Genomic DNA, 23745 nt, shown 5'->3' on the forward strand with positions numbered 1-23745 from the left:
ATCCTCTGTCTAAGCCCTTGTTTTGCCGAAGCTTTTTGAGAGCCCCTCCGAGGCAGCGCCCCGTTGGTGAAGCCGGGTTATAAAGACCTCAAACCACCCTGTAAACACCTTTTTTCATTTTTTTTGTATTTTTTTTCGCAGCCGCGAATAAAATCGTAAAAAACCGCAAAAAACAGCCATTTTTTACGAGATGATTTCTCCCGAATTTTAGGCAAATAAAAAGGAGGTTGGTGCAGCGCACACAACCTCCTTGAGCATTTGGGAAGATATTAAAGTCTTTTAGCCATTCGTCCCCATGAATCCGGGTTCACAGAACTGACGTTTTGATTTGAGTTTTTGACAAAGGCTCGCAGCGGCCCCCTTATCATCAAGCGGACCAGCCAATAAACGGTAGAAAACCCCCTTTCCCGGACCAAGGTTCACCTGAAGAATCTCGGAGTCCAAATTACCCAGCAGACTTCGATGCGCACGCTTCAACTGTGCCCAGCCGCGTGATGCATCCCTTTCTGATTTATAAGACGCCAAATGAACAGCAGGCTGTGGCCCACTCATTTTCTTTTTGGCATTGGGTTGCATAGCAGTTGGGCTGCCGCCCATCGTGTTATCTGTCATCGCCGCACCTCCAGCAGGCGGTGCAGGCTGCAACCCTTTTTCAATGGCATTGCGTTCACGGGCATATTCATCAGATGAAATGAGCCCTTCAGCTTGTAGCCCTTCCAGACGCCGCACCGCATCTGCCGATGCCATCAACCCTTGGGGAGGAACAGCCGGGTTCGCCAAGACAAGTGGTGTTTCCGGCATCAAGGCATCCAGAATCATTTTACGTTCTGCAGCATGCTGTTCGATAGTAATCGCCCGCATTTCCAGCGCGCGTCCAATCGCACGTAAACGTCCTGCAATTTGTGCCGATGTCGGAACCGGGCGATCCAGACCAGCCGCCGGTGGTTTTGAGGAAAGCGGAACCAACGCGCCGACATTTCGACTGCGCCGGACTTTAAATTCTTCCGGTGTAATCAAGCCCTGATCCAGCAGGTCACGCAAGGTGTTGAAGCGAGATACAACATTGCGCGTTCCTTCATCCATACCCATTTCCGGGATGGTGCCGGATTGCATTTCCATATCGGTTTGACGCAAAGCGGTTGTCCCGTTCATGGGGATTTGACCATAAGTGCCCGAACCGGCTGTCATGCCGTAACCCGGTGCCCCCCCCATGTCGGCGGGTTTATCGACACCGGCTGCCCCATGTGCCAGATTACCGACCACATTGCCGGAATCAATCATGGACAGGTTCATGGTTGCAACCTCGGCCACATTACGCGGCGTTGCATCCGTCCAGATAATCACATTCAAGCTTTCATCCGGGCGTTGTGCCAGCACAGCCTCGTAAAGAGCGCGTGCACGTGTCATTTGACCCGTATTTTGATAAATCATTGCCTTGCCCAGCAACGCATAAACATTGCGAGGATCCGCACCAAGAGCCTGATCAAAAAGAGCTTCTGCCGGGAGATAGTTTCCCTTGACCAATTCAGCCAATCCACGATCGGACGCCGATGTACTTTCTGCCGTTTTTGAAAAATCGCTTCGTTCCCAGAATACGGGATCAAGCATACTCCCGTCCTGAATGCCGCCACATGACGCCAGCGTCAATCCGGCAGCAAAAAGCGCAGCGTAGCGTTTTGTCTTCCCAAACACGCCTTTATTCCTTTTGCCTGTGTCTTGAGGCTTTCGTCTTTACCCCATGCAAAAACCAGCCTGCAAGACTCCTGATATAGGTTCTCCCATAATCTTATGTGAATCCTAATTTTTCTTTAATGAAAACAAAAAGGATCAACGCCCGAATTCAGTATAAACCAATTTACTTTTTTTCTCAAAAACTGTTCGCATCCAAGATTTTGTTAACTTTTGGCGTGCTAATATAACTTGCAGTATAGATTACCTGTATCAAATTCTTGAGGAAGCAAATGGCCAAATCACATATCCAACCGGGTGACCGGTTTGTCAAAGTGGGGCATCCGGACACCATTTGGATCGCCACACGCTTAATCGAACTCCCCAACCTGCCGGTGCATGTTCACCTTATGAATGCCCGTGACGATCTTGATATGCAGACCATGAGTGAAGTCGCCCTGGTTGATCGCAAGCTCTACAGACGGGTTCAAACACATTAAAATTAAAAAGCGAAGACAAAAACTAGACAAAAACTAAAAAGCGGCCCTGATAATCAGCGCCGCTTTTTCTTTATTTATTCCCTGACGTTTCGCACATCACTGAGGAAAACCTCAATTTGTGCTTTCAAGGTTTCAAACTGGCAATCTAAATCATCCGCCTTGGACAAAACATTTTGCGCCGACTGGCAGGATTGCTCGACCTCCCCTTTTAAGACCGCGATAAAATCATCCACTTGCTGCACTGCCTGAGATGAACCGTCTATATTTTGAGCAATATTACCTGTTGCTGCTGTTTGTTCTTCAACCGCAGAGGCAATAGAGGCATTGATCCGGTCAATTTCTGAAACCGTATCGGAAATATCGCCGATCCGTAAAACAGCATCCTGTGTTGCCGATTGAATGGCATCGATATATTGCTGAATTTCATCAGTTGCACGCCCCGTCTGGCTAGCCAGATTTTTAACTTCCCCGGCAACGACAGCAAATCCTTTCCCCGCCTCGCCTGCCCGTGCAGCTTCGATCGTCGCATTAAGCGCCAGTAAATTGGTTTGTTCTGCAATGCTGTTAATCAGCCCCGCAGCCTGACCGATTTTTTCCGCCGCATCGGATAGTTTCTCAACAGAAGCCTGTGTGGCTTGTGTTTTTTCCACGCCATCCGTGGATTTGCGCGAAGACAAGTTCACCTGTTGACTGATTTCAGCAATAGAGGAAGCAAGCTGTTCCGCCAGCGCACTGACTTCCCCCATATTCGTTGCCGCATGAGACGAATTTTGCGTGACATTTTCGGCACGTTCCAAAATTTGTTCTGTGGACCCATGAATATCTTGCGAAACTTTCCCCATAGAATGCAATGAGCCTGACACATCCTGAACCAGATCACCAATGTTTCGGTCAAAAACTTCGATCAATGCTTTACGTTTTTGCGCCCGTTCACGTGACGCTTCACTCGCACGTACGGTTTCGTTCGCCAATTCCTCAACCTTAATCATGCTTTCCTTGAAAACGACAACTGCCTTAGCCATTCCACCAACTTCATCCTGACGGTCTGTTGCTGGAATTTCTACCCCTTTATCCCCATCGGCCAAACGTGACATCGCCTGTGTCATTTCGTTAATCGGTAAAAGAATGCTGCGCCCCAGAAACAGTAATAAAATCCCGGATATACCCGCTGCAATCGCAAACCCGATCGATGTAATATAAGACGAAGCCGTTAGTGAATCGTCTGCTTCCAGCGAGGAATGATCAAGCTTCTGTTGAATATTTTCCCCAATCGCACCGATATTGCGATCCAGTCGATCACCAATAAGATCAACCACCAATCCAATTTTGGTAAGAGCACCGAAATTCACGGTCCCTTTTTCCACCATTGGGCCAAACCCGGTATTTAAACCGGAAATAAGTTTATCTAAATCCTTGGTTATTAAATCGACCAAGCGTTGAGAGTTTTCATCCCGCGCATATTGTTTGAGCTTGTCATTATTGGAAAGCAGGAGTTTTCCATTCTCTGCCATGCTTTCAAAGAGGTCTTTGTCAATTTCTTCATTCACTGCTGACAAAATCATTTTATTTGCCTGAGAAGTCACGATCAGGTTTTGACGACGTAACAGGTTGAGAAAATCAATATCTCGACGCAGATCACTCGCCACCTGTGCCGTTTTTTGTGCTTTCGTATTGGTCCAAAGACCCGTCCCCCAAATAACTGAAAGCGCCATTAAAACAATTGCACAAATCAAAATGATTTTATTGCGAATTGTAAGGTTCATTGCATACTCCCGTACAGATCAATGCAAAGCTTCTGTTCGTTTTCCATTGATAAAAAAAGCACTCCCTTTACTCAAAAAAGGAGCACGTTCTTTCTTTGCTTTATGTTTTGGCTTTGCTTGGGAGGGACTTTATCAAATAGTCGAGCAAACAAGTATGAAATAGTGCCCGCATTGTCTGTATTTCACACAGAAAAGCTCAATTTTTTGGCCCTAAGTAGATTTGCGTGGATTTGTAGGCGGAAACCCGCCAATCGGCAAAAAACCATTTAGCGGATTTTCGCTCACCACCGAGCGGGATTATAATTAAATTACATATTGCATATGGAAAAACTGATCACTCGACATTCGATTCGCGCATAACTCTAATCGTTATTCAGCTCTTTCATCCAGATCTCATCCAAACAATAACGCACATTATCCATCGGGGATATGGCAACAATGATTTGTCCAAAAGCATCCTGTAACGCGCGGATGGCCTTCAAAACATCTTCAGACAAATCTCGTTTGGTTGTTTGGCGCCCTATCGCATACATTTTTTCAAAGGCCGCCTTCTTAATCTCGTTAAGCTGATCCGCCAGCGATAGGGCAGAGAGACACGGCGTTTGTTCAAGAAGCGTTTTCATGTCACTTAAAGCCTGCAAAATGATACGGCGCAGCTCAGCATTTTTAATATGGGAAAACTGGGCATTCGGCAAAGCTGAAGACATAAACCTTCCTAACTGTAAATAAGTGGGTGCAAACGGTTGCACAAAAAGCATTCTTATTGGATAAGTGAGCTTATGTCGAAAATAATCTTATTCAACAAGCCCTTTAACGTCTTGTGCCAGTTCAGCGATGACGGTATCGCCCATAAGACATTGGCCGATTATATCAATATACCCAACGTTTATGCAGCCGGAAGACTGGATAAAGACAGTGAAGGTTTATTACTTTTAACAGGCGATGGGAAACTTCAGGCGCGGATCGCTCATCCCAAATTTAAACTCCCAAAAACATATTGGGTTCAGGTCGAAGGTGTACCTGATGAGGTTGCTTTGGACAAATTGCGAAATGGCGTTGTGTTAAAAGATGGAAAGACCCTACCCGCCCAAGCCCGCCTTATCAGTGAACCTGATATATTATGGGAACGCACGCCACCTGTTCGCTTTCGTGCAAAAATACCGACAAGCTGGATTGAACTTTCCATCAAAGAAGGGAAGAACCGTCAGGTTCGGCGCATGACTGCGGCAGTCGGCTTCCCGACACTGCGCTTAATCAGATATGCGATCGGTCCCTGGACGCTGGATGGGATCGCAAATGGGGATTGGGTGGAAAAGGACGTTTCACCGGATGACCTCCCCGAGATCAAGGCATCACCCCGCCCTTACAAGAGCAAACAACGCACACGCAAAAAACTACATAGAAAACAAACCTGAAAAACAGTATTCTACAGAGAATACCAAAGAGGTCGAGAATGGCGAGTATCGATAAAACAAAAAGAGAAAAAGAACGTTTCGTAGCCCTGTCTTTTTGCCGGGCCGATCTTCTGTTCGAATTAAATGACAATCGTGACATTGAATTTGTTGCCGGGGCAACACCTGTTTTGCTTGGGAAAACGGCACAGGAAATGACAGCGACCTCTTTTGCTGATTATATTCACAACGAAGATGTCAAACTTGTAAACGAACTTCTGGATACCGCCAGCAACAAGGGGCGTCTGGATGATGCTACCTTGTACCTGAAAGGTCCCAAGGGCATGAAACTGCGGGTTTCCTTATCCGGTTATCGCGTTCCTGATTTTAACAATCATTTTTTCCTTGCCCTTAAGGTTGATCCCCATCGCGGCAGTTTCGGCAAAATTGAACCGCTTAAACGCGAAGAAGAAACCAATTTGTTAGAGACCGAATCTTTTGCACAGGCCGCTTCTGAACGCGTGACCTCCTTTATCCATGCAGGTGGGGATGCTCAAGTCTCCATGCTTAAAGTTAATCATCTGGATAAACTTTTGAATACGGTCGGTGCGACAGATAAACAAAAGCTTCTGGGTGAAATTGGATCGATCTTAAGCGAAAGCTCGCTTGGCGGGGATACGGCGAGTCGCATTGACGATACCAGCTTTAGCTTTGCCCACGCCAGCACAGTCGATACACAAGCCATCAATGAAAAAATTGAAGCCTTGGCCGCCCAAATCCATCCCGATGGCGATATGGTGCAGGCCATATCCAGCACATTGGACGTTGACGGCGCGGGTATGAGCGAAGATCAGGTTGCGCGTGCCTTGATCCATACCATGCAGCGGTTCTGTGAAAACAAAGGGTCCGTGCGTGAAAACGCCCTGTCTGATGTTTTGTCCGGTATGATGACCAATACTGTAAAAAATGTCGGTTTTATTAAAGAAGTCGCCAAAAATATGGATTTCGACATTCATTTTATGCCGATTAACGACTTGAAACGCGGTTACGTCCATCATTTCGAAGGATTATTACGTTTTAAAGGCGAACGTTCCAAAGAATCGCCTTATCATATGATCTGTTTGGCCGAAGAGGTCGGTATTATCTGCGATCTGGATATGGCGGTTGTCAAAAAATCAATCGAACGCGTCCATCATTTCAGGCAAACTCATTTCTTGCCCCCCTTGGCTATTAACCTGTCCGGTGCCTCCTTGGGCAACGACATGTTTATGCGCACCTTATACAATATGTTAAAAGATTCGCCGGAAATGTCGGGCCATTTACTATTTGAAATTACCGAGTCCGCGCGCATTGAAGATTTACCCAAGGTAAACCGTATCCTGCAATCTATCCGCAAACTGGATTTCGAAGTCTGTCTGGATGATTTTGGTGCAGGCGCTGCCAGCTTTGACTACCTGAATGGACTAGACGTTGATGTGGTCAAATTCGACGGGCCTGTTGTCAAGCGGGCTTACTCAACCGAAAAAGGCAATGATCTCTTACGGGCCATGTCCAACATGTGCCATGACCTGAATATCCATACCGTTGCGGAAATGGTAGAAGATGCCGCAATGGCAAAACACATGCAAGACTGCGGCATCGACTTCGGACAAGGCTGGTTCTTTGGTAAACCCGACCCTGACCCCATTCAGTATGCAAACAAATTTGCCCCGACATCAAAAGTTCGTCGCAAATAACGCAATACCGCACCGCACAACAATCACTATCTTTACAGCATGCACTTATGTTGAAACATACAAACAGATAAAGAACCTCTACCCCTAAAGGATATTAAAAATATATTTAAAACAAATACTTATACAAATATCATACGCCTATTATTTAGGCGGGCATCAAAAAATCGCCTAGTTTTTAACCCATATTGCACCGCAAAAATAAAATTGCTTTCAATGTTTTTTGAGAAAGCCCCCGGTTTCCTTTAGATAATTCTAAACTGGCACTACTTTTGCTCTTCTCTCCGAAAAAAGACGGATAACGTCTGCAAAAATAAATTAAAAACGGAGAGTACCAATGACGGTATTAAAAAATGGACCAAAGGCGGTTCTATTTTCAGCTCTTCTCGCCGTCATCTACTTTTGCTCAGTCAAAAGCGGATGGGCAATGGAAGCTAAAGCGCTTGAAGAACGCCTGACTTTTCTTGAGAACGAACTTAATCAAAAACAATTAAATATCGACCATATCTGGACCATGATGGCCGCTTGCCTCGTCTTTTTCATGCAAGGCGGCTTTTTATTACTGGAAGCCGGGCTGGTACGGTCTAAAAACTCAATTAACGTTGCACAAAAAAATATTGCCGATTTCATTCTTGCGACCGTCTGTTTTGGGGCGGTTGGTTTTATGATTATGTTTGGTGGTTCCATCGGTGGACTTATCGGTTTTGATTGGGATTTATTTGCCTTTGACAAAGTGGAAGACTGGACCTTCACCTTTTTCGTATTCCAAGTCGTTTTCTGTGGCACAGCCGCCACGATTGTCTCCGGTGCCGTTGCCGAACGTATGAAATTTGGGGGGTATCTTGCGGTAACTCTTGTCATTTCCCTTCTGATCTATCCTGTATTCGGGCATTGGGCATGGGGGAACCTTTTGGTAACTGAGAATGAACCCTTTTTAGCCTCCCTCGGGTTCATTGACTTTGCGGGTTCTACGGTTGTGCACTCTGTAGGTGGATGGGTTGCTTTGGCGGCTATCCTTGTCATCGGCCCCCGTATCGGGCGTTATGATGAAAACGGAAAACCTGTTTCCATCAACGGTCACAGTCCGGTTCTGGCGACATTTGGCTGTATTATCCTCTGGATCGGCTGGATTGGTTTTAACGGTGGATCGACAACAGCGGGCACCCCGGCATTTGCCCATATCATTGCAAACACTATTGTTTCCGGTGCCATTGGTGGCCTTGTCGGGCTTTTCCTCGGACGGTTTGTGGATGGACATTACCGCCCAGACCGTTCAATCAACGGCGTTCTTGGTGGCTTGGTCGGCATTACAGCCGGGTGTGATACCGTCAGCTTATGGGGGGCAATCTTCATTGGTGGTGGCAGTGCTGTCGCTGTTGTCTTTGCCGCCGACTTCCTCGAAAAACGATTAAAGGCGGATGACGTTGTCGGTGCGGTTTCCGTCCACGGTGTCGCTGGTGCCTTTGGAACCATTGCCCTTGCCCTTGTCGCCCCGGCTGGTGCCTTTGAAGGCGGCATGTGGGCGCAACTTGGTATACAAAGCTTTGGTGTCGGTGTTGCATTCCTTTGGGCCTTTGCCCTTCCCTATTTCCTTTTCAAAGTCATTGATAAGATGTTTAAAGGGGGGATGCGCGTTAGTGGCGAAGATGAAATGAATGGCCTAAACTTTGCCGAACATGCTGCAACAATGGGCGCCTCGCATGTCCTGCGGGAAATGGAGCACGTTTTTGGCGCCACATCGGGGGAGGAGGAACCCCACGCAAATTTTATCGCAGCTGATGAGGCCGATGAAATTGCCTTTTATTTCAAGCGCCTCATGGACCGCAACGCCTCTCTCGTCACAGGCATGCAGAAAACGACATCCGTTTTGGTTCAAGCCGCACAGAACCTGACACACATGTCGACAAACCTAAGCGCACAGGCGGAACAAACACAATCGCGCGCTTTTGAGTTGGAAAGTACAACGCAGAACGTATCAGGCAATATGAATATTATGGCCACTGGTGTCGGTGAAGCCGGAACCCTCGCACAAGCCATTGCCAAAAACGCCGACGACATGTCCTTGACGGTTCAATCGGTTGCCGACGAAATCCGCAACGTCATGGGCAGTATCGAAGAAATCTCCAATTCTACCGGGGAAACACAAAGCGTACTGAATAATGCCGTTGTCGAAGTCCGCCAAGGACGTGACAAGATGAAAGCTCTTGGTACTGCGGCACGCGACACAGGACAGGTCCTGAGCTTAATCAGCGACATTGCCAATCAAACCAACATGCTGGCCTTAAATGCCACCATCGAAGCGGCCCGCAGCGGCCAAGCCGGAAAAGGGTTTGCGGTCGTCGCCGGGGAAGTCAAAAAACTTGCCGATCAAACCGCCAAAGCCATTGCCAATATCGAGACACGCGTTTTGAACATGCAAGCTGGTGCCAGCGATGCCGTTCAGGTTATGGAAAGAATCGCGGGACTGGTCGAACATGTTAATGATACCGCCGATGGCATTAACCTTGCGGTTGGTCGCCAAACATCTGCTGCCGATAAAATCACCGGGCGCCTGAACAAGATGACCGACATGACATCGCATGTCGCAGCTGAAATCAACCGGGTTGCTGCCAACACAAATGAAGCATCCTATATGGCCGGAGATGCCGCCACACAGACCGGTAACTTGAATGACGGTATTCTTGATGTCAAACAAGCCGCCAGCCTCAGTCACACCCAAGCCAGCAGCCTGAAAGCAGAAGCCGAACAAATTTCACGCTCCGCCCATGATCTGAATAAGCTTGTGAACAGCCTGTCCTTACACAAACAAGCACAGGAAGCCGCTGAATAACCCTTACATATGGCAAAAAAACAAAAAGGACTTAGAGAGCAATCTCTAAGTCCTTTTGAATTGGTAGCTGGAGGCAGACTTGAACTGCCGACCTCGGCATTATGAGTGCCGCGCTCTAACCAGCTGAGCTATCCAGCCATCGTAACCGTTTGGCTTCGAAGTGCGCGCTTTTTACGGCAGCACAGGGAAAGTGTCAAGCAACAAAGAGAATGTTTTTTAACTTTTTTTTGAAAGTCGCACAAATCGCAAGTCGACCCTTTAAAAACATCTGCTATTTCCCTGAAAAGTCAGGCAGCTTTCTGGATCCAGCCGCCACCCAACATGCGTTCCCCTTCATAGAAAACACAAGCTTGCCCGGGTGCAATACCGGCATAACCATCACGTAAAACCACACGGGCACTACCATCCGCATTTGGATAAACCGTTGCCGGTTGTGGTGGCTGTGCTGAACGGACCTTGACTTCAATCTCGCGGCCCTCAGCAGACAGAGGTGTAAAGCCGATCCAGTTCAATTCGGCAATCGTCAATTCAAACTCCAGCAAGGCTTCTTGCGGGCCGACAATGACTTGCTTTTTCTCTGCATCCAGTCGAATCACATATAAGGGGTCCGGCCATGCAATGCCTAAGCCCCGGCGTTGACCGACCGTATATTTGATGATCCCGTCATGTTTACCAACAACGGTACCGTCCAAATGAACGATTTCCCCCGGTTCTAACGCGCCGGGGCGCAATTTTTCGACCACATCGACATATTTGCCTTCCGGCACAAAACAGATGTCCTGACTGTCGCTTTTTGAGGCAACAGACAAACCATATTTTTTTGCCAAGGCCCGCGTTTCATCCTTCGACATATTCCCCAAAGGAAAGCGCACAAAATCGGCCTGTGCCTGCGTCATCGTAAACATAAAATAACTTTGGTCGCGGCGATGGTCGGCCCCGCGCAAAAGAATAGCCCCTTGATCGGTCTTTTGCCATTGCACATAGTGGCCTGTAACCAAAGCATCCCCGCCCAGATCTTTTGCCGTTTCCAGCAAATCACGGAATTTAACGGTTTCATTGCATTTGACACAAGGAATTGGCGTTTCGCCCTGTACATAGGTTTCGGCGAAATAATCCATCACATCACGTTTGAAAACTTCTTCATAATCCAAAACGTAATGGGGAATACCTATTTGATCGGCCACACGGCGTGCATCATAAATATCGCGTCCTGCACAACAGGTATTAGGGCGGCAGACAGCCTCGCCGTGGTCATAGAGCTGTAACGTCACGCCCACAACGTCATAGCCCTGTTCTTTCAACATGGCAGCCGTGACAGAGCTATCTACGCCACCGGACATGGCAACAATAATGCGGGTATCTTCAGGGGCTTTATCAATAAATAGAGAGTTCATTTTCTTCAGAACTTAAAAACGTTTTCATAATCGCTGTTCGGGTCCAGCGTGCGCAGTGTTTTGGATTTGAATTCACGACGGTAAATCACCAAAACAACAAATAGGGTGACCGCAATGAAAATCCAAGGGTTCAAAAACCACGAGAGTGCAGCCATACCGAAATAGTATGTCCGCATTCCCCGGTTAAAAGTCTGCACAGCCAGAGCATTCACCCGTGCTGCACGTTCAGCAATTTGCTGCGCTTCTTTCGTCTTTGCAAATTCCGGTGACGGAAATGCCCCCATCACGATCAGCATGTAATTGAACTGACGCAACGCCCACGCAAATTTGAAAAAAGCATATATAAAAATTGTACCCAAGGTCAGTAGTTTGAGTTCCCACATGACTTTGGACGCTTTGGCAACATAGGTCAGGTCTTTGGTCAAATCCTGAATTTGTTCCAATGACCCAAAAATTGCCACAACCCCACCCAACAAAAAAATAGCTGTTGAGGCAAATAACGAAATCGAACGGATCAATGTCGATAACAACGCAGCATCCGCCACACGGACTTCGCGATGCAAAGCCTGTTTCATCCATTCCAGACGATAGTCATACATGACCGTCATCAAACTGGGACGTGTCTGGCTAAAACGATCCGCCCACGATGTATAACCGACCCAAGCCAGCAAGAACCAACTCAAGGCAACAATATCCAGAAGGGTTACACCATACATAAATTGGACATTCATCGCCGAGGCCCTTTATTCACCTTGCGTCTAAAGAAAACGTCCCTGCAAGATGGCAGGGACTGTTCATATTAATCTCGTTCATCCAACCATGCCATTTGAATGGCTTCGAGGACTTTTTCATTGCTTTTATCCGGATCATCTTCGAAATCATCCAGTTCTTGCACCCATTTCCATAAATCGGTGAAGCGCACAGACATAATATCTACATCCGGGTGAGCATCTTCCAATTCAATGGCAATATCGTGAATATCCGTCCAGCGCAATCCCATGAGACAATCTCCTCGTCCGGTTAAAATTAACCGATATTACGTGTTTCCGCCGGCACGTGCACAGTCAAACCGTCCAGTTCGTCAGACATAATAATCTGACATCCCAAACGAGAGGTCTGTTGCAGGCCAAACGCCAAATCCAGCATATCTTCTTCTTCTTCAGATGCTTCATTCAACTTGTCGAACCATTCTTCATCGACAACCACATGGCACGTTGAACAAGCCAAAGAGCCTTCACACGCACCTTCAAGATCAATATCGTTCTTGTGTGCGATTTCCAAAACGGACAAACCGTTGGCGGCGTCTACTACTTTTTCAGAACCGTCAGGGTTAATGAAAGTCATTTTAGGCATGGTTTTCTTCTCTCTTTAAAAACTGCGTTGCAAGCCTTTTATCGACTTTGGTCAAGAAATCAAGACTCAATCGCGCTTTCCAGCTTCGCTACGTTTACCCCGGTCAGGGCCTCTTCAATACCCTTATCCATACGACGCTGGGCAAAAACCTGTGTTTCACGGTCCAATTCTTCAACCATCGCATTGATCGTGTGACGATCATCGCTCGCAATTGTTTCGTCCAGTTTATTCAAAACAACATTGATATGGGCGCGTTCATCTTCATTCAACAACTTACCATCGATATGGAGCGCGGAATAAACGGCTTCCATCACCCGTTTGGCTTCCACGCGAGCTTCCGTCAAAAGGCGGACTTCCATATCTTCCTTGGCGTGGACCATACTGTCACGTAGCATATGGGCCATTTCTTCATCGGACAACCCATAAGACGGCTTCACGGCAACTTCTTGAGAAACGCCCGTTGTGACTTCTTCTGCCCCGACCGTCAACAAACCGTCGGCATCCACACTAAAGGTCACACGGATACGTGCCGCCCCGGCCGTCATCGGCGGGATCCCTTTCAGAATAAAGCGGGCAAGGGACCGGTTCTGATCCACCATTTCACGTTCGCCTTGCAAAACATGAATTGCCATTGCGCTCTGACCATCCTGATAGGTGGTAAATTCCTGTGCCTTGGCGACCGGGATCGGGGTATTGCGCGGAATGACTTTCTCCACAATTCCGCCCATTGTCTCGATCCCCAGACTCAAGGGTGTCACATCCAGCAACAGATTGTCAGAACCAACGGTTAAAGCCTCGGCTTGCAATGCGGCACCGACCGCGACAACTTCGTCCGGGTTGATATCAGATAACGGAGGTTGTCCAAAAAAGTCCCCCACCCGTTTGCGCACCAAAGGTACACGGGTCGATCCCCCAACCAGAACAATGCCTTTGACTTCGTCCGGGAAGGTATCGCCATCTTCCAGAACATTGCGGCAAATATCAATTGTGCGATCCACAAGTGGTGCCGCCAGTTCATCAAATTTTTCACGGGTAATCGTATGTTTTGAAGACTGACCGTTAAATTCCAATACAAAATCGCCACTGTCATTTTCCGTCAGGCATTCTTTCGCCATTCGTCCGGTAACCAGTGCAATTTTTACATCATCCGTCGTCAGTTTTTCTTCACCGAACTTTGCGCGGCGCTCCGTCAGGAAATATTCCAAGATGGCATGATCAAAATCATCCCCGCCAAGGGACGCATCACCGCCTGTCGATTTAACCTGAAACACGCCTTTTTCCATGCGCAATAACGAGATATCAAATGTCCCGCCACCAAGATCATAAACAGCATAAAGCCCTTCGGCCTCTTTATCCAAACCATAGGCCAACGCAGCGGCTGTCGGTTCGTTCACAAGGCGTAGAACCTGTAAACCAGCAAGCTTTGCGGCATCTTTGGTTGCGGTGCGGGCCGCATCGTCAAAATAAGCAGGGACGGTGATCACTGCCTTTTCAACCTTTTGCTTCAACTGATCTTCAGAACGTTCTTTCAAAGCGCGTAAAATATCGGCGGAAATTTCCACCGGCGTCAGTTCTTTGCCCGAAACCTTAAGACGTACCATGCCTTCGCCTTCAATTACTTCAAAAGGCAGGGTTCCTGAAATAGATTTTACATCCTGAAGGCCACGTCCCATCAATCGTTTAACGGATGAAATCACTGTTTCCGGGCGCATCAGCAAAAGCTGTTTGGCAAGTTGGCCCACAATGGCAGACCCATCCGGTGCGTAAGCCACAACAGAGGGCACAAGACCCGAGCCATTTTCATCGCGCAAAACTTCGGGCGTTTCGTCATTAGAGACGGCAACAACGGAATTGGTCGTGCCTAAATCAATTCCCACCGCCAAATCGCTGTCGCCCGCATGGGGAAGGGGTGTTTCGCCGGGTTCGTGAATTTGTAGCAATACGGTTTCGATCATGGTCTTATTTCATTACCAAACGCGCTTTATGCTGGCGCGTTTCTTCCAAGAGTTTCGTCAAATATTTCAGGCGCAAGGCTAATTTACGAGCCTCGTCATATTGTTCTTGATCAAAGGCCTGTGCAATCGCACGCACACAATCACGTACATCACGGCGCGCCTTATCGGATAATGCATTCACCGTATCGACGGATTGTGCCTCCATCAAGGCTTCGCGTGTTTCCATCGCTTCCATCAAAAGAACCGGATCATTCACCGTATGATCATGGCTAATGCCCGTCATCCCGAGCACACTCAACAAATAATCCGCGCGCTTAAGCGGGTCTTTTAACACTTCGAAAGCTTCGTTCAAACTGACTGCCTGTTGCTGAGACAGCGTCTTTTCCTTCGGTGTTTTATTTGCAAAACGATCCGGGTGCAAATGACGTTGCAGTTCGAAATAGCTGCGTTCCAACCCATCTACATCCAGACTATAGGCCTTTTGCAACCCGAAACGGCTGAAATGGTCGATATGGCCGGGCGGTTGAACCGCATGACAGGTTTCACAAAACAAATCTCCACCACTGACCGGTCCTTTGCAAGACCAACAGGGATGAACACTGCTTTTGTCGTTTTTCAGCATCATCGTTTGGTTTGATACGTCCATAGTTCTAAACAATCGCCCTTGCGCACAACATGCGAAACCTCTTTGTAAAAGAGATCCCCGCATAAGGCGCGGGGATGGCTTCCTACCTTTTGCTTTTAAACGTGGAAAGATTCACCACAGCCACAACGCCCCTTTTCATTGGGGTTGGTGAAGACAAAGCCGGAGGCCATTTGTTCTTCAACAAAATCCATTTCGGTTCCGAAGATAAACATGGTTGCCTTCGGATCTATCATAATGGTTATATCGTCGGCTGCGTCGAACACTTCGTCAAACTCATTGACTTCATCGGCGAATTCCAGCGTGTAAGACAGGCCGGAACAGCCTTTTGTCCGTACACCGATACGTACACCTTTACTCGGTTTTCCGCGTCCTTCCATCAGGACGCGGATCCGGTCCAGTGCCGCTTCGGTCACGCTAATTGGGGCGGGACGTCCAGTCATGGTTGGCGTCACTCCTTCGTGATTGATTTAGTCTTTATGTTTTGCTTTATAATCTTCAATTGCTGCTTTGATAGCATCTTCTGCCAGCACAGAGCAATGAATCTTCACCGGAGGTAACGCCAACTCTTCGGCAATATCCGTATTTTTGATATTGGACGCTTCATCCAGCGTCTTGCCTTTAACCCATTCCGTCACAAGTGAGCTGGACGCAATCGCAGAACCGCAACCGAATGTTTTAAATTTGGCATCTTCAATGATACCGTCAGCACCGACTTTGATCTGCAAACGCATCACATCGCCACAGGCGGGCGCACCAACCAGACCGGTTCCGATTTCACCGGCCTCATTGTCCATTGAACCAACATTGCGCGGGTTTTCGTAGTGATCGACAACTTTATCGCTATAAGACATTTTCTTCTCCTTTAAACCACTTCAAAGGTGGCTGTCTTTCGAAATTAGTGTTCAGCCCATTGGATGGATTTAATATCAATACCTTGCTGAGCCATTTCATAAAGCGGGCTCATTTCACGCAGGCGTTTGACTTCTTTAATAATCCGGTCCGTTGCATAATCGATTTCTTCCTGTGTGGAAAAACGACCAATCCCCAGTCGCAAAGACGTATGGGCCAGTTCTTCTTCAACACCGAGAGCACGCAGCACATAAGACGGTTCAAGCGAAGCCGATGTACAAGCCGACCCACTGGAAACAGCCAGATCCTTAATCCCCATCATCAAGCCTTCGCCTTCAACGAAAGCAAAGCTTACATTCAGGTTGGTACATACGCGTTGTTCCAGATCGCCATTGAGGTAAACCTCATCCAGTTCATTCTGGAAACGGTTCCACATATGCATTTGCAGTTTATGCAGGCGTTCGTTTTCTGTTGCCATTTCTTTTTTGGCAATTTCGCAGGCAACGCCCAAGCCGACACAAAGCGCCGGGGCAAGCGTACCGGAGCGCATACCGCGTTCCTGACCCCCACCGTTGATTTGGGCAATGATACGCACACGCGGACGACGACGCACATAAAGCGCCCCAATCCCCATCGGGCCATAAATTTTGTGACCGGAAATAGACATCAAATCGATGTTCATTTCTTCCACATCGAGTTCAATTTTGCCAACCGCCTGCGCGCAATCCGTATGGAAGAAGGTCTTGTTGGCACGACACAAGGCGCCGATTTCTTTTAGGGGTTGAATAACACCGATTTCGTTGTTGACCCCCATCACAGACACCAGCAAGGTATTGTCCGTCATGGCAGCTTTCAATTCTTCCAGATCAATCAAACCGTTTTGTTGAACGCCAAGGTAAGTGACCTCAAAGCCATCCTGTTCCATATGGCGACAGGTATCGAGAACACATTTATGTTCGGTCACAACCGTAATGATGTGATTGCGTTTATTTTTATAGAACGCACCCACACCCTTAAGGGCCAGGTTGTTCGATTCCGTTGCACCAGACGTAAAGATAATTTCTTTCGGATTGGCGTTGATGATGTCCGCAACTTGTTTGCGCGCCTCTTCAACAGCTTCCTCAGCTTCCCAACCATAGGCATGGTTACGTGAATGCGGGTTTCCGAATTTTTGAGTAAAATACGGCAACATCGCTTCTACGACGCGGGGGTCCGTCGGTGTTGTGGCTTGGTAATCCAAGTAAACCGGATGTTCCTGTGTATTTACGCCCATGTGGGCACTCCTTTTCTTCTTTTTCTTCAATCCAAAACTAAATGCCTTAGGCGGCATTACTCTTCGTCTGTTTGGCCTGTACGCGCTCTACCAACTTTTTCCACGCTTGTACAAACATTTCCACGTCTTCTTTTGAACTATTCCATCCTAATGAAATCCGAATGGCACAATTCGCAACGTCATCTTCAATTTTCATGGCCTTCAGCACATGAGACGCTTTCACCTTCCCGCTGGAACAGGCCGACCCGGCACTGACCATAACATTGGCGAGATCCAGCGCCATCACCTGACGATCACTGGGCATCCCCACCAAGGCAAAATAACTTGTATTTGGCAAACGCTTGACCTGATCGCCAAAAACGACTGCACCGAGTGCCTTCACTTGTCTTTCTAAATCGTCACGTAACGCTTCGATTTCAACAAAATTCACTTTCTCACGAGCGGCCGCACCAAATCCAACGATACCGCTTAGATTTTCAGTCCCGCCGCGCATGGACCGTTCCTGCCCACCACCTTTAAACATGGCGTCCAGTTTCAACCCTTCACGTCTAACCAAGGCACCAACACCTTGCGGCCCACCGATTTTATGCGAAGACAAACTCGCAAAATCAAGATCAAGTGCCGAAACATCAAATGCGCATTTCCCGGCCATTTGTACCGCATCACAATGAACCAACGCGCCGTAACGATGTGCGATTTCAACGATCTCGCCAATCGGTTCGATCACGCCTGTTTCATTGTTGGCACCAACCACACTGACCAGGGTTGAACGATTATCTTGTTTCAACGCGGCTTCCAAAGCATTTAAATCAACAATGCCGTTACCATCGACCGGCAGGATTTCTGCATCGTCACGTACCTTCAGCACAGCCGCGTGTTCAACGGCTGAAACCAGCACACGTTCGCAGCTACAGCCTTTCAGAACCAGCGCATCCGCCTCGGTCCCGCCACTGGTGAAAATCACCCAGTCACGCGGCACGTTCACAAGGTCTGCCACCGATTCACGCGCCTCTTCTATCATGGCACGTGCTTCACGTCCCAGACGATGCACAGATGACGGGTTGCCGACATGGGCAATCGCCGTACTCATGGCATGTGCGACCGATGGAAACACCGGCGCTGTCGCGTTGTAATCCATATATGCAATACGTGACATGACTTTAATCTTTACTCTGCGGCCTCAACCTTGGCGCGAACCGCCGCATTAAACAGGTTACTGGTCCCCAACAATCGTTTTTCAACAATATCTTCCAAGGAAACCGAACTGAGATACAGATAAATCTGATTTCCCAACTCGGTCCAGAGATCATGTGTCAAACAACGACTTTTGTTTTCACGACAACCGTTCGGATTGCCCGGCGTACAGCGTGTTGCCGTAATCGGCTCATCCACGGAAATAATAATGTCGGAAACACGCACTTCTGAACAATCGCGCGACAACAAATATCCACCGCCGGGCCCCCGCACACTTTTCACCAAATCGCCTTTGCGCAACTTGCCAAACAATTGTTCCAGATAGGACAGTGAAATTTCCTGACGTTCGGCAATATCCGCCAAAGACACCGGCGTTCCCTTGCTGTTGCAGGCCAGATCAACCATTGCCATCACGGCATAACGACCTTTTGTACTTAACTTCACGGCAAAAACTCCCTATTTACGCCCGCAGGAAACGATATCCAGTTTCTTTTCGGATTTCTTTTCGACATCATCGCCTTCTAATTCTTCAACCCGATTCTTTAACGCATGAATTTCATTACGTAACATTTCAATGGTCCGCACCATCGGATCGGTCATACCGTCCGGCGTCCCATATGCACAAAAATCGCCATTGTCTTTCTTTTTGCGCCCCATCACCATCTTGGCCGGAATACCAACCATCGTGACACCCGGGGGAACATCTTCCAACACAACGGCATTGGCCCCGATACGCGCCCCGGCACCGATAACATGCGGGCCGAGAACTTGCGCACCGGACCCCACAATCACACCGTCTTCCAATGTCGGGTGGCGTTTACCTTCTTCCAGCGAGGTTCCGCCCAATGTCACACCTTGATAAAGCATGACATCGTCGCCGACCTCAGCCGTTTCACCGATCACAACACCTGTGCCGTGATCAATAAAGAAACGCCGACCGATCGTTGCACCGGGATGGATTTCAATGCCTGAGAGAATTTTACCGACATGGGATAAAAAACGTCCCAGCAAGCGCCAGTCACGCAGCCATAAAGCATGCGAAACACGATAAAACATCAACGCGTGCAACCCCGGATAACAAAGGATAACTTCCAAGCGGGACTTGGCCGCAGGGTCACGTTGAATGAATGAGTCGATGTCTTCTTTAAATCTTTTAAACACGGCAGACCACGTTTTGCTAGTATCTTGATCCATTTTGCGCTATGAGAGGCACCATTGATCTGACGACCGATTGACACTATTTCATAGCTTGTTGTTAGGGAATATAGAATGCCCGACTATTTTAGTCAAGTTTATGAAGGGCAGTTTTCTATATTTTTATGCAATACCCGCAAAAAGTAGTCGGATTTTTAATTTTTTATATTCTTACCTAAAGGATTCGTCTGAGAAAAATGCCTGAAGTCATTTTCAATGGACCTGAAGGTCGCCTCGAAGGGCGTTACCATCACAGCAACGACCCCAACGCACCTGTTGCACTTTTGCTCCATCCCCACCCCGAACAGGGTGGCACAATGAACAACCGTGTGACCTACACCTTGTTCAAAGCATTTAAGGAACGCGGCTTTTCCGTCTTGCGTTTCAATTTCCGTGGTGTTGGCCGTTCACAAGGTATTTTCGACAGCGGCATTGGTGAATTGTCCGATGCGGCTGCGGCACTGGACTGGATGCAGACACACAACCCGAATGCCCGTATTTGCTGGGTTGGCGGTTTTTCGTTTGGCGCGTGGATCGGTATGCAACTGATGATGCGCCGCCCGGAAATCAACGGCTTTATCTCCGTTGCGCCCCCTGCAAACCTGTATGATTTCTCATTCCTTGCGCCTTGCCCGGCTTCAGGATTGGTCATTCATGGCGATGCCGATGATGTTGTACCGGAAGAATCGGTGCAAAAACTGGTGAATAAACTGGACAGCCAGAAAAACATCAGCATCACTTACGAACGCATTTCAGAGGCAACGCACTATTTCAATAATGAAAGCGAAGCCGAACTGATCAAACAATTCGTCGGTGACTATCTCGACCGCCGCATTGTTGAACTGGCTGCCGAATAATCCAGTCAGTACAGTATAATAAAAATGGCTCTGCATTTCATGTGGGGCCATTTTTTTAGCGTGCTTTATGTAACGCACCGCCGCTTATCGGTTTGGCAACACCCGTTGTGCCGGGAAAAGTAATCGCCAGCCCTTCTGCACTGCGCGCCGCCAAATAGGCAAAGGCCTGTGCCTCAATCGCATCACCATTCCAGCCAACGTCTTCTGCTGTTCGCACATCTGCGTATAAATAGGCCCGAAACGCGCTCATTAACGACTTATTCAAGCGCCCCCCGCCACAGACGATCCAACGATCCGGCCAATCGGGAAATTCATCCTGCGCCTTGATAACCGAGGCCACACTAAAAGCCGCCAATGTTGCAGCCCCGTCTTCGACACTTAAATCATCCACCAGATCGAAGGCAAAGGATTTAAATTCATCCCGATCTAAGCTTTTAGGGGCAGGTCTTTGAAAATAAGAATGGCGAATAAAAGTGTTTACGCAGTCATCATGGATATCACCACGCGCCGCAATGATACCGTCTTCATCATACGGCTGCCCGGTATGACGCTTGATCCAGTCATCAATCAATGCATTTCCCGGCCCTGTATCAAATGCCAGAAGTTCGCCGTCACGACCAATCCATGTCACATTACCGACCCCACCCAAATTTAAAATGGCGATCGGCCCCTTCAGGTTGCTTTGTTGCACCAAGGCACGATGAAAAACAGGAACCAATGGGGCACCCTGCCCCCCGGCCAACACATCGGCACTGCGCAAATCATTCACCACGTCAATCCCCACGCTACGTGCCATATCCGCACCATTTCCCAATTGTACGGTTAAACCAGCCGTTGGGTCATGGAAGACCGTTTGTCCATGAAAACCGATCAAATCAATATCGGAACGGGCAAAACCTTCGGCCTGTAAAAAACGTTCTACCGCCTGAATATGGCGTTGCGTGACCTGTTCTTCCAGATCACCAAAATTGTCCTTCCGCCCGAAACTGGCCTGAACGTTTCCCCGAAATTCTTCATCATAGGGATAGGTTTGAAAACCCAATAGTTCCCCGACCTTGTCTCCATCTGTCCTAATCAACGCAACATCGATACCGTCCAGTGACGTGCCGCTCATCAACCCCAGAACCAGTTTCACAATTGGTCACCCTTATGCATTACTGAATAAGGCAGTCCGCAACCCGTCAATAATATATTGCGAAGCCAGCGCCGCCAGTAGCACACCCAAAATACGCGAAAAAATACTTGAAACCGTTTGTCCCAATATTTTTTCCAACTTGTCCGACAACATAAACAAAACAAGGCTGACCAGCAACACCGCGCCCGTAACGGCCAAAATCACGAACTGGCCTTCAAAATTCCCATCCTGACCTTCCATCAACAGCATTATGGAGGTGATAGACCCCGGCCCTGCCAAAAAGGGGATCGCCAATGGAAAGACGGAAATATCTTCCATTTCGTGTTCCGCAACGATTTCTTCGGCATTTTCACTACGCCGGGTCGTTCGCTTGCCAAAAACCATTTCCAGTCCGGTCAAAAACAACATGGCCCCGCCGGCAATGCGAAATGATGACATTTCAATCCCCAACAGGCCGAGAAACTCATGCCCAATCAAAGCAAAGAAAGCAAGAATGCAGGCCGCAAAAAGAACCGCGCGTAACGCCATTTTACGACGATAAGCCGCTGTCGCCCCCGCACTTAACCCGATAAACATTGGCGTTAGGCCAATCGGGTCGATAATTACGAACATTGTAACGAAAGCCTGAAGAATAATATCCGTCATTTTTATATAGAGCACCCTTGTCGTTTTATGCTAAGTAGGCCCGCCTCATAGTAAAGTAAAGCGTTATTCAGGAAAACCCTATCCATGACCCATTACAAATCCGATTTCATTCGCATTTTGTCAGAGCGCGGTTTTATCAACCAGTGCACAGACATTGAAGCCTTGGACGAAAAAGCCGCAAAAGAGGTTATTACAGCGTATATCGGGTTCGATTGTACGGCAACCAGCCTGCATATTGGCAGCCTTTTGCCAATCATGTTGCTGCGTTGGCTGCAAAAAACGGGGCATAAACCTGTTGTTTTGATGGGGGGCGGCACCACAAAAGTCGGCGACCCGTCCGGTAAAGATGCCACCCGCCCGGTTATGAGCGATGAATTCATCAGCAATAACATGGCCGGTATTAAAACCGTTTTCGACAAATATCTTGATTTCGGTGACGGCAATAGCGATGCCATCATGGTCAACAACGATGATTGGCTGTCCGGTTTATCCTACCTTGAATTCCTGCGTGATTTCGGTCGTCATTTCACCATCAACCGCATGATGAGCTTTGACAGCGTTCGCCTGCGCCTTGATCGGGAACAACCGCTGACTTTCCTTGAATTTAACTATATGATCCTTCAGGCCTATGATTTCTATGAACTGAACAAACGCCACGGCCTGTCCCTGCAAATGGGGGGGGCGGACCAATGGGGTAACATTATTAACGGTGTTGAATTGACCCGTCGCGTTTCCGGCAACGAAGTTTTCGGCCTGACCGTTCCCTTGCTGACCACATCCAGTGGTCAGAAAATGGGGAAAACGGCAAACGGAGCCATCTGGTTAAACGACGATATGCTGTCAGCCTATGATTTCTGGCAATACTGGCGCAATACTTCGGATGCCGATGTTGGTCGTTTCCTGAAACTCTTTACCGAACTTCCCCTTGATGAAATTGCCAAACTGGAAGCTCTGCAAGGTCAGGAATTAAACGAAGCCAAGAAAATCCTCGCCCATGAAGTCACCAAACTTTGCCGTGGCGAAGAAGCAGCCCTGAATGCAGCAGAAACCGCCAAGAAAACCTTTGAAGAAGGCCAATTGGGCAAAGACCTGCCGACATTCGAGATTTCGCAAAGCGATCTGAAAGACGGCATTCCTGCCTTTGATGCCATGCGCCGTGTTGAATTGGCAAAATCCGGCGGCGAAGCCCGCCGCGCCATTAAAGGCGGTGGTGCCCGCCTTAACGACAATGCCATTAATGATGAAAACCAACTCATCACATTGGCAGACGCCAACGACGATGGATTAATCAAACTGTCCTTTGGCAAAAAACGCCATGCTTTGATCAAACCGGTTTAAGCCGGATAACAGTCTACACATTTAAAA

The 23745-nt window shown here is 48.1% G+C and carries 23 protein-coding genes and 1 tRNA gene; 6 read left to right on the forward strand and 18 right to left on the reverse strand.

Annotation, left to right across the window (positions count from 1 at the left end):
- Positions 1-279 precede the first annotated feature (279 nt).
- A complete protein-coding gene (locus IEW74_RS15010; protein WP_188666657.1) occupies positions 280-1692 on the reverse strand; it encodes an SPOR domain-containing protein in 1413 nt (470 codons plus the stop codon).
- Between the two features lie 269 nt (positions 1693-1961).
- Here IEW74_RS15010 and IEW74_RS15015 point away from each other — a divergent pair, with 269 nt between their 5' ends.
- Positions 1962-2168: a hypothetical protein gene (locus IEW74_RS15015; RefSeq protein ID WP_188666658.1), complete on the forward strand. Its 207-nt coding sequence runs from the start codon at positions 1962-1964 to the stop codon at positions 2166-2168.
- A gap of 74 nt (positions 2169-2242) precedes the next feature.
- On the opposite strand, the gene IEW74_RS15020 is transcribed toward IEW74_RS15015, so the two are convergent.
- Together IEW74_RS15020 and IEW74_RS15025 are read right to left on the reverse strand one after the other, a co-directional pair.
- Positions 2243-3931, reverse strand: coding sequence for a methyl-accepting chemotaxis protein (locus IEW74_RS15020; protein WP_188666660.1), 1689 nt, complete (start codon positions 3929-3931; stop codon positions 2243-2245).
- A gap of 362 nt (positions 3932-4293) precedes the next feature.
- Positions 4294-4638 carry a hypothetical protein gene (locus IEW74_RS15025; protein WP_188666662.1) on the reverse strand — a complete coding sequence of 115 codons (345 nt, stop codon included), beginning with the start codon at positions 4636-4638 and terminating at the stop codon, positions 4294-4296.
- Between the two features lie 72 nt (positions 4639-4710).
- Between IEW74_RS15025 and IEW74_RS15030 the strand changes: the two genes are divergently transcribed.
- The 3 genes from IEW74_RS15030 to amt all read left to right on the forward strand — a co-directional run bounded on the left by IEW74_RS15030 (position 4711) and on the right by amt (position 9885).
- Positions 4711-5346, forward strand: a complete 636-nt coding sequence (locus IEW74_RS15030; protein WP_188666664.1) for an rRNA large subunit pseudouridine synthase E — start codon at positions 4711-4713, stop codon at positions 5344-5346.
- A 38-nt stretch (positions 5347-5384) separates the two neighbouring features.
- Entirely contained in the window at positions 5385-7058 is a 1674-nt protein-coding gene (locus tag IEW74_RS15035; RefSeq protein WP_188666666.1) for a sensor domain-containing phosphodiesterase, read from the forward strand.
- A 334-nt stretch (positions 7059-7392) separates the two neighbouring features.
- Positions 7393-9885, forward strand: a complete 2493-nt coding sequence (gene amt / locus IEW74_RS15040) for an ammonium transporter (protein WP_188666668.1) — start codon at positions 7393-7395, stop codon at positions 9883-9885.
- Positions 9886-9946: 61 nt separating this feature from the next.
- Here amt and IEW74_RS15045 read toward each other — a convergent pair.
- From IEW74_RS15045 to cysE, 13 genes are all read right to left on the reverse strand, one after another.
- Positions 9947-10023, reverse strand: a tRNA-Met gene (locus tag IEW74_RS15045).
- A 149-nt stretch (positions 10024-10172) separates the two neighbouring features.
- The gene (mnmA, locus tag IEW74_RS15050) at positions 10173-11279 is read right to left on the reverse strand and encodes a tRNA 2-thiouridine(34) synthase MnmA (RefSeq protein WP_188666670.1); all 1107 of its coding nucleotides are present in this window, start codon (positions 11277-11279) and stop codon (positions 10173-10175) included.
- A 5-nt stretch (positions 11280-11284) separates the two neighbouring features.
- Positions 11285-12010: a DUF599 domain-containing protein gene (locus IEW74_RS15055; protein ID WP_188666672.1), complete on the reverse strand. Its 726-nt coding sequence runs from the start codon at positions 12008-12010 to the stop codon at positions 11285-11287.
- A 68-nt stretch (positions 12011-12078) separates the two neighbouring features.
- Complete coding sequence (gene iscX, locus IEW74_RS15060; protein WP_188666674.1) at positions 12079-12279, reverse strand: Fe-S cluster assembly protein IscX; 201 nt, start codon at positions 12277-12279, stop codon at positions 12079-12081.
- A 26-nt stretch (positions 12280-12305) separates the two neighbouring features.
- On the reverse strand, positions 12306-12632 hold the full coding sequence (locus tag IEW74_RS15065; RefSeq protein ID WP_188666675.1) for a ferredoxin family 2Fe-2S iron-sulfur cluster binding protein: 327 nt from the start codon (positions 12630-12632) through the stop codon (positions 12306-12308).
- Between the two features lie 59 nt (positions 12633-12691).
- Positions 12692-14587 (reverse strand): Fe-S protein assembly chaperone HscA, encoded by a 1896-nt coding sequence (gene hscA, locus IEW74_RS15070; RefSeq protein WP_188666676.1) that lies wholly within the window; start codon positions 14585-14587, stop codon positions 12692-12694.
- A 4-nt stretch (positions 14588-14591) separates the two neighbouring features.
- On the reverse strand, positions 14592-15233 hold the full coding sequence (gene hscB / locus IEW74_RS15075; RefSeq protein ID WP_229734383.1) for a Fe-S protein assembly co-chaperone HscB: 642 nt from the start codon (positions 15231-15233) through the stop codon (positions 14592-14594).
- Between the two features lie 95 nt (positions 15234-15328).
- A complete protein-coding gene (locus tag IEW74_RS15080; RefSeq protein ID WP_188666677.1) occupies positions 15329-15673 on the reverse strand; it encodes a HesB/IscA family protein in 345 nt (114 codons plus the stop codon).
- Positions 15674-15700: 27 nt separating this feature from the next.
- Positions 15701-16084, reverse strand: a complete 384-nt coding sequence (iscU, locus tag IEW74_RS15085) for a Fe-S cluster assembly scaffold IscU (RefSeq protein WP_188666678.1) — start codon at positions 16082-16084, stop codon at positions 15701-15703.
- 44 nt (positions 16085-16128) lie between these two features.
- Positions 16129-17355, reverse strand: coding sequence for an IscS subfamily cysteine desulfurase (locus IEW74_RS15090; RefSeq protein WP_188666679.1), 1227 nt, complete (start codon positions 17353-17355; stop codon positions 16129-16131).
- 46 nt (positions 17356-17401) lie between these two features.
- Positions 17402-18511 carry a cysteine desulfurase family protein gene (locus tag IEW74_RS15095; protein WP_188666681.1) on the reverse strand — a complete coding sequence of 370 codons (1110 nt, stop codon included), beginning with the start codon at positions 18509-18511 and terminating at the stop codon, positions 17402-17404.
- An 11-nt stretch (positions 18512-18522) separates the two neighbouring features.
- Entirely contained in the window at positions 18523-18993 is a 471-nt protein-coding gene (locus IEW74_RS15100; protein WP_188666682.1) for an Rrf2 family transcriptional regulator, read from the reverse strand.
- 12 nt (positions 18994-19005) lie between these two features.
- Positions 19006-19710, reverse strand: a complete 705-nt coding sequence (gene cysE / locus IEW74_RS15105) for a serine O-acetyltransferase (RefSeq protein WP_229734384.1) — start codon at positions 19708-19710, stop codon at positions 19006-19008.
- A gap of 230 nt (positions 19711-19940) precedes the next feature.
- On the opposite strand from cysE, the gene IEW74_RS15110 reads away from it, so the two are divergent.
- Positions 19941-20600 carry an alpha/beta hydrolase gene (locus IEW74_RS15110; RefSeq protein WP_188666684.1) on the forward strand — a complete coding sequence of 220 codons (660 nt, stop codon included), beginning with the start codon at positions 19941-19943 and terminating at the stop codon, positions 20598-20600.
- 55 nt (positions 20601-20655) lie between these two features.
- Here IEW74_RS15110 and IEW74_RS15115 read toward each other — a convergent pair whose 3' ends face one another.
- Together IEW74_RS15115 and IEW74_RS15120 are read right to left on the reverse strand one after the other, a co-directional pair.
- Positions 20656-21735 (reverse strand): anhydro-N-acetylmuramic acid kinase, encoded by a 1080-nt coding sequence (locus tag IEW74_RS15115; protein ID WP_268233815.1) that lies wholly within the window; start codon positions 21733-21735, stop codon positions 20656-20658.
- A 12-nt stretch (positions 21736-21747) separates the two neighbouring features.
- Positions 21748-22380 carry a MarC family protein gene (locus IEW74_RS15120; RefSeq protein WP_188666685.1) on the reverse strand — a complete coding sequence of 211 codons (633 nt, stop codon included), beginning with the start codon at positions 22378-22380 and terminating at the stop codon, positions 21748-21750.
- 84 nt (positions 22381-22464) lie between these two features.
- Between IEW74_RS15120 and tyrS the strand changes: the two genes are divergently transcribed.
- Positions 22465-23718, forward strand: coding sequence for a tyrosine--tRNA ligase (tyrS, locus tag IEW74_RS15125; RefSeq protein ID WP_188666687.1), 1254 nt, complete (start codon positions 22465-22467; stop codon positions 23716-23718).
- Positions 23719-23745 lie beyond the last annotated feature (27 nt).

It is taken from the genome of Terasakiella brassicae, assembly GCF_014641495.1.
Classification (GTDB): domain Bacteria; phylum Pseudomonadota; class Alphaproteobacteria; order Rhodospirillales; family Terasakiellaceae; genus Terasakiella; species Terasakiella brassicae.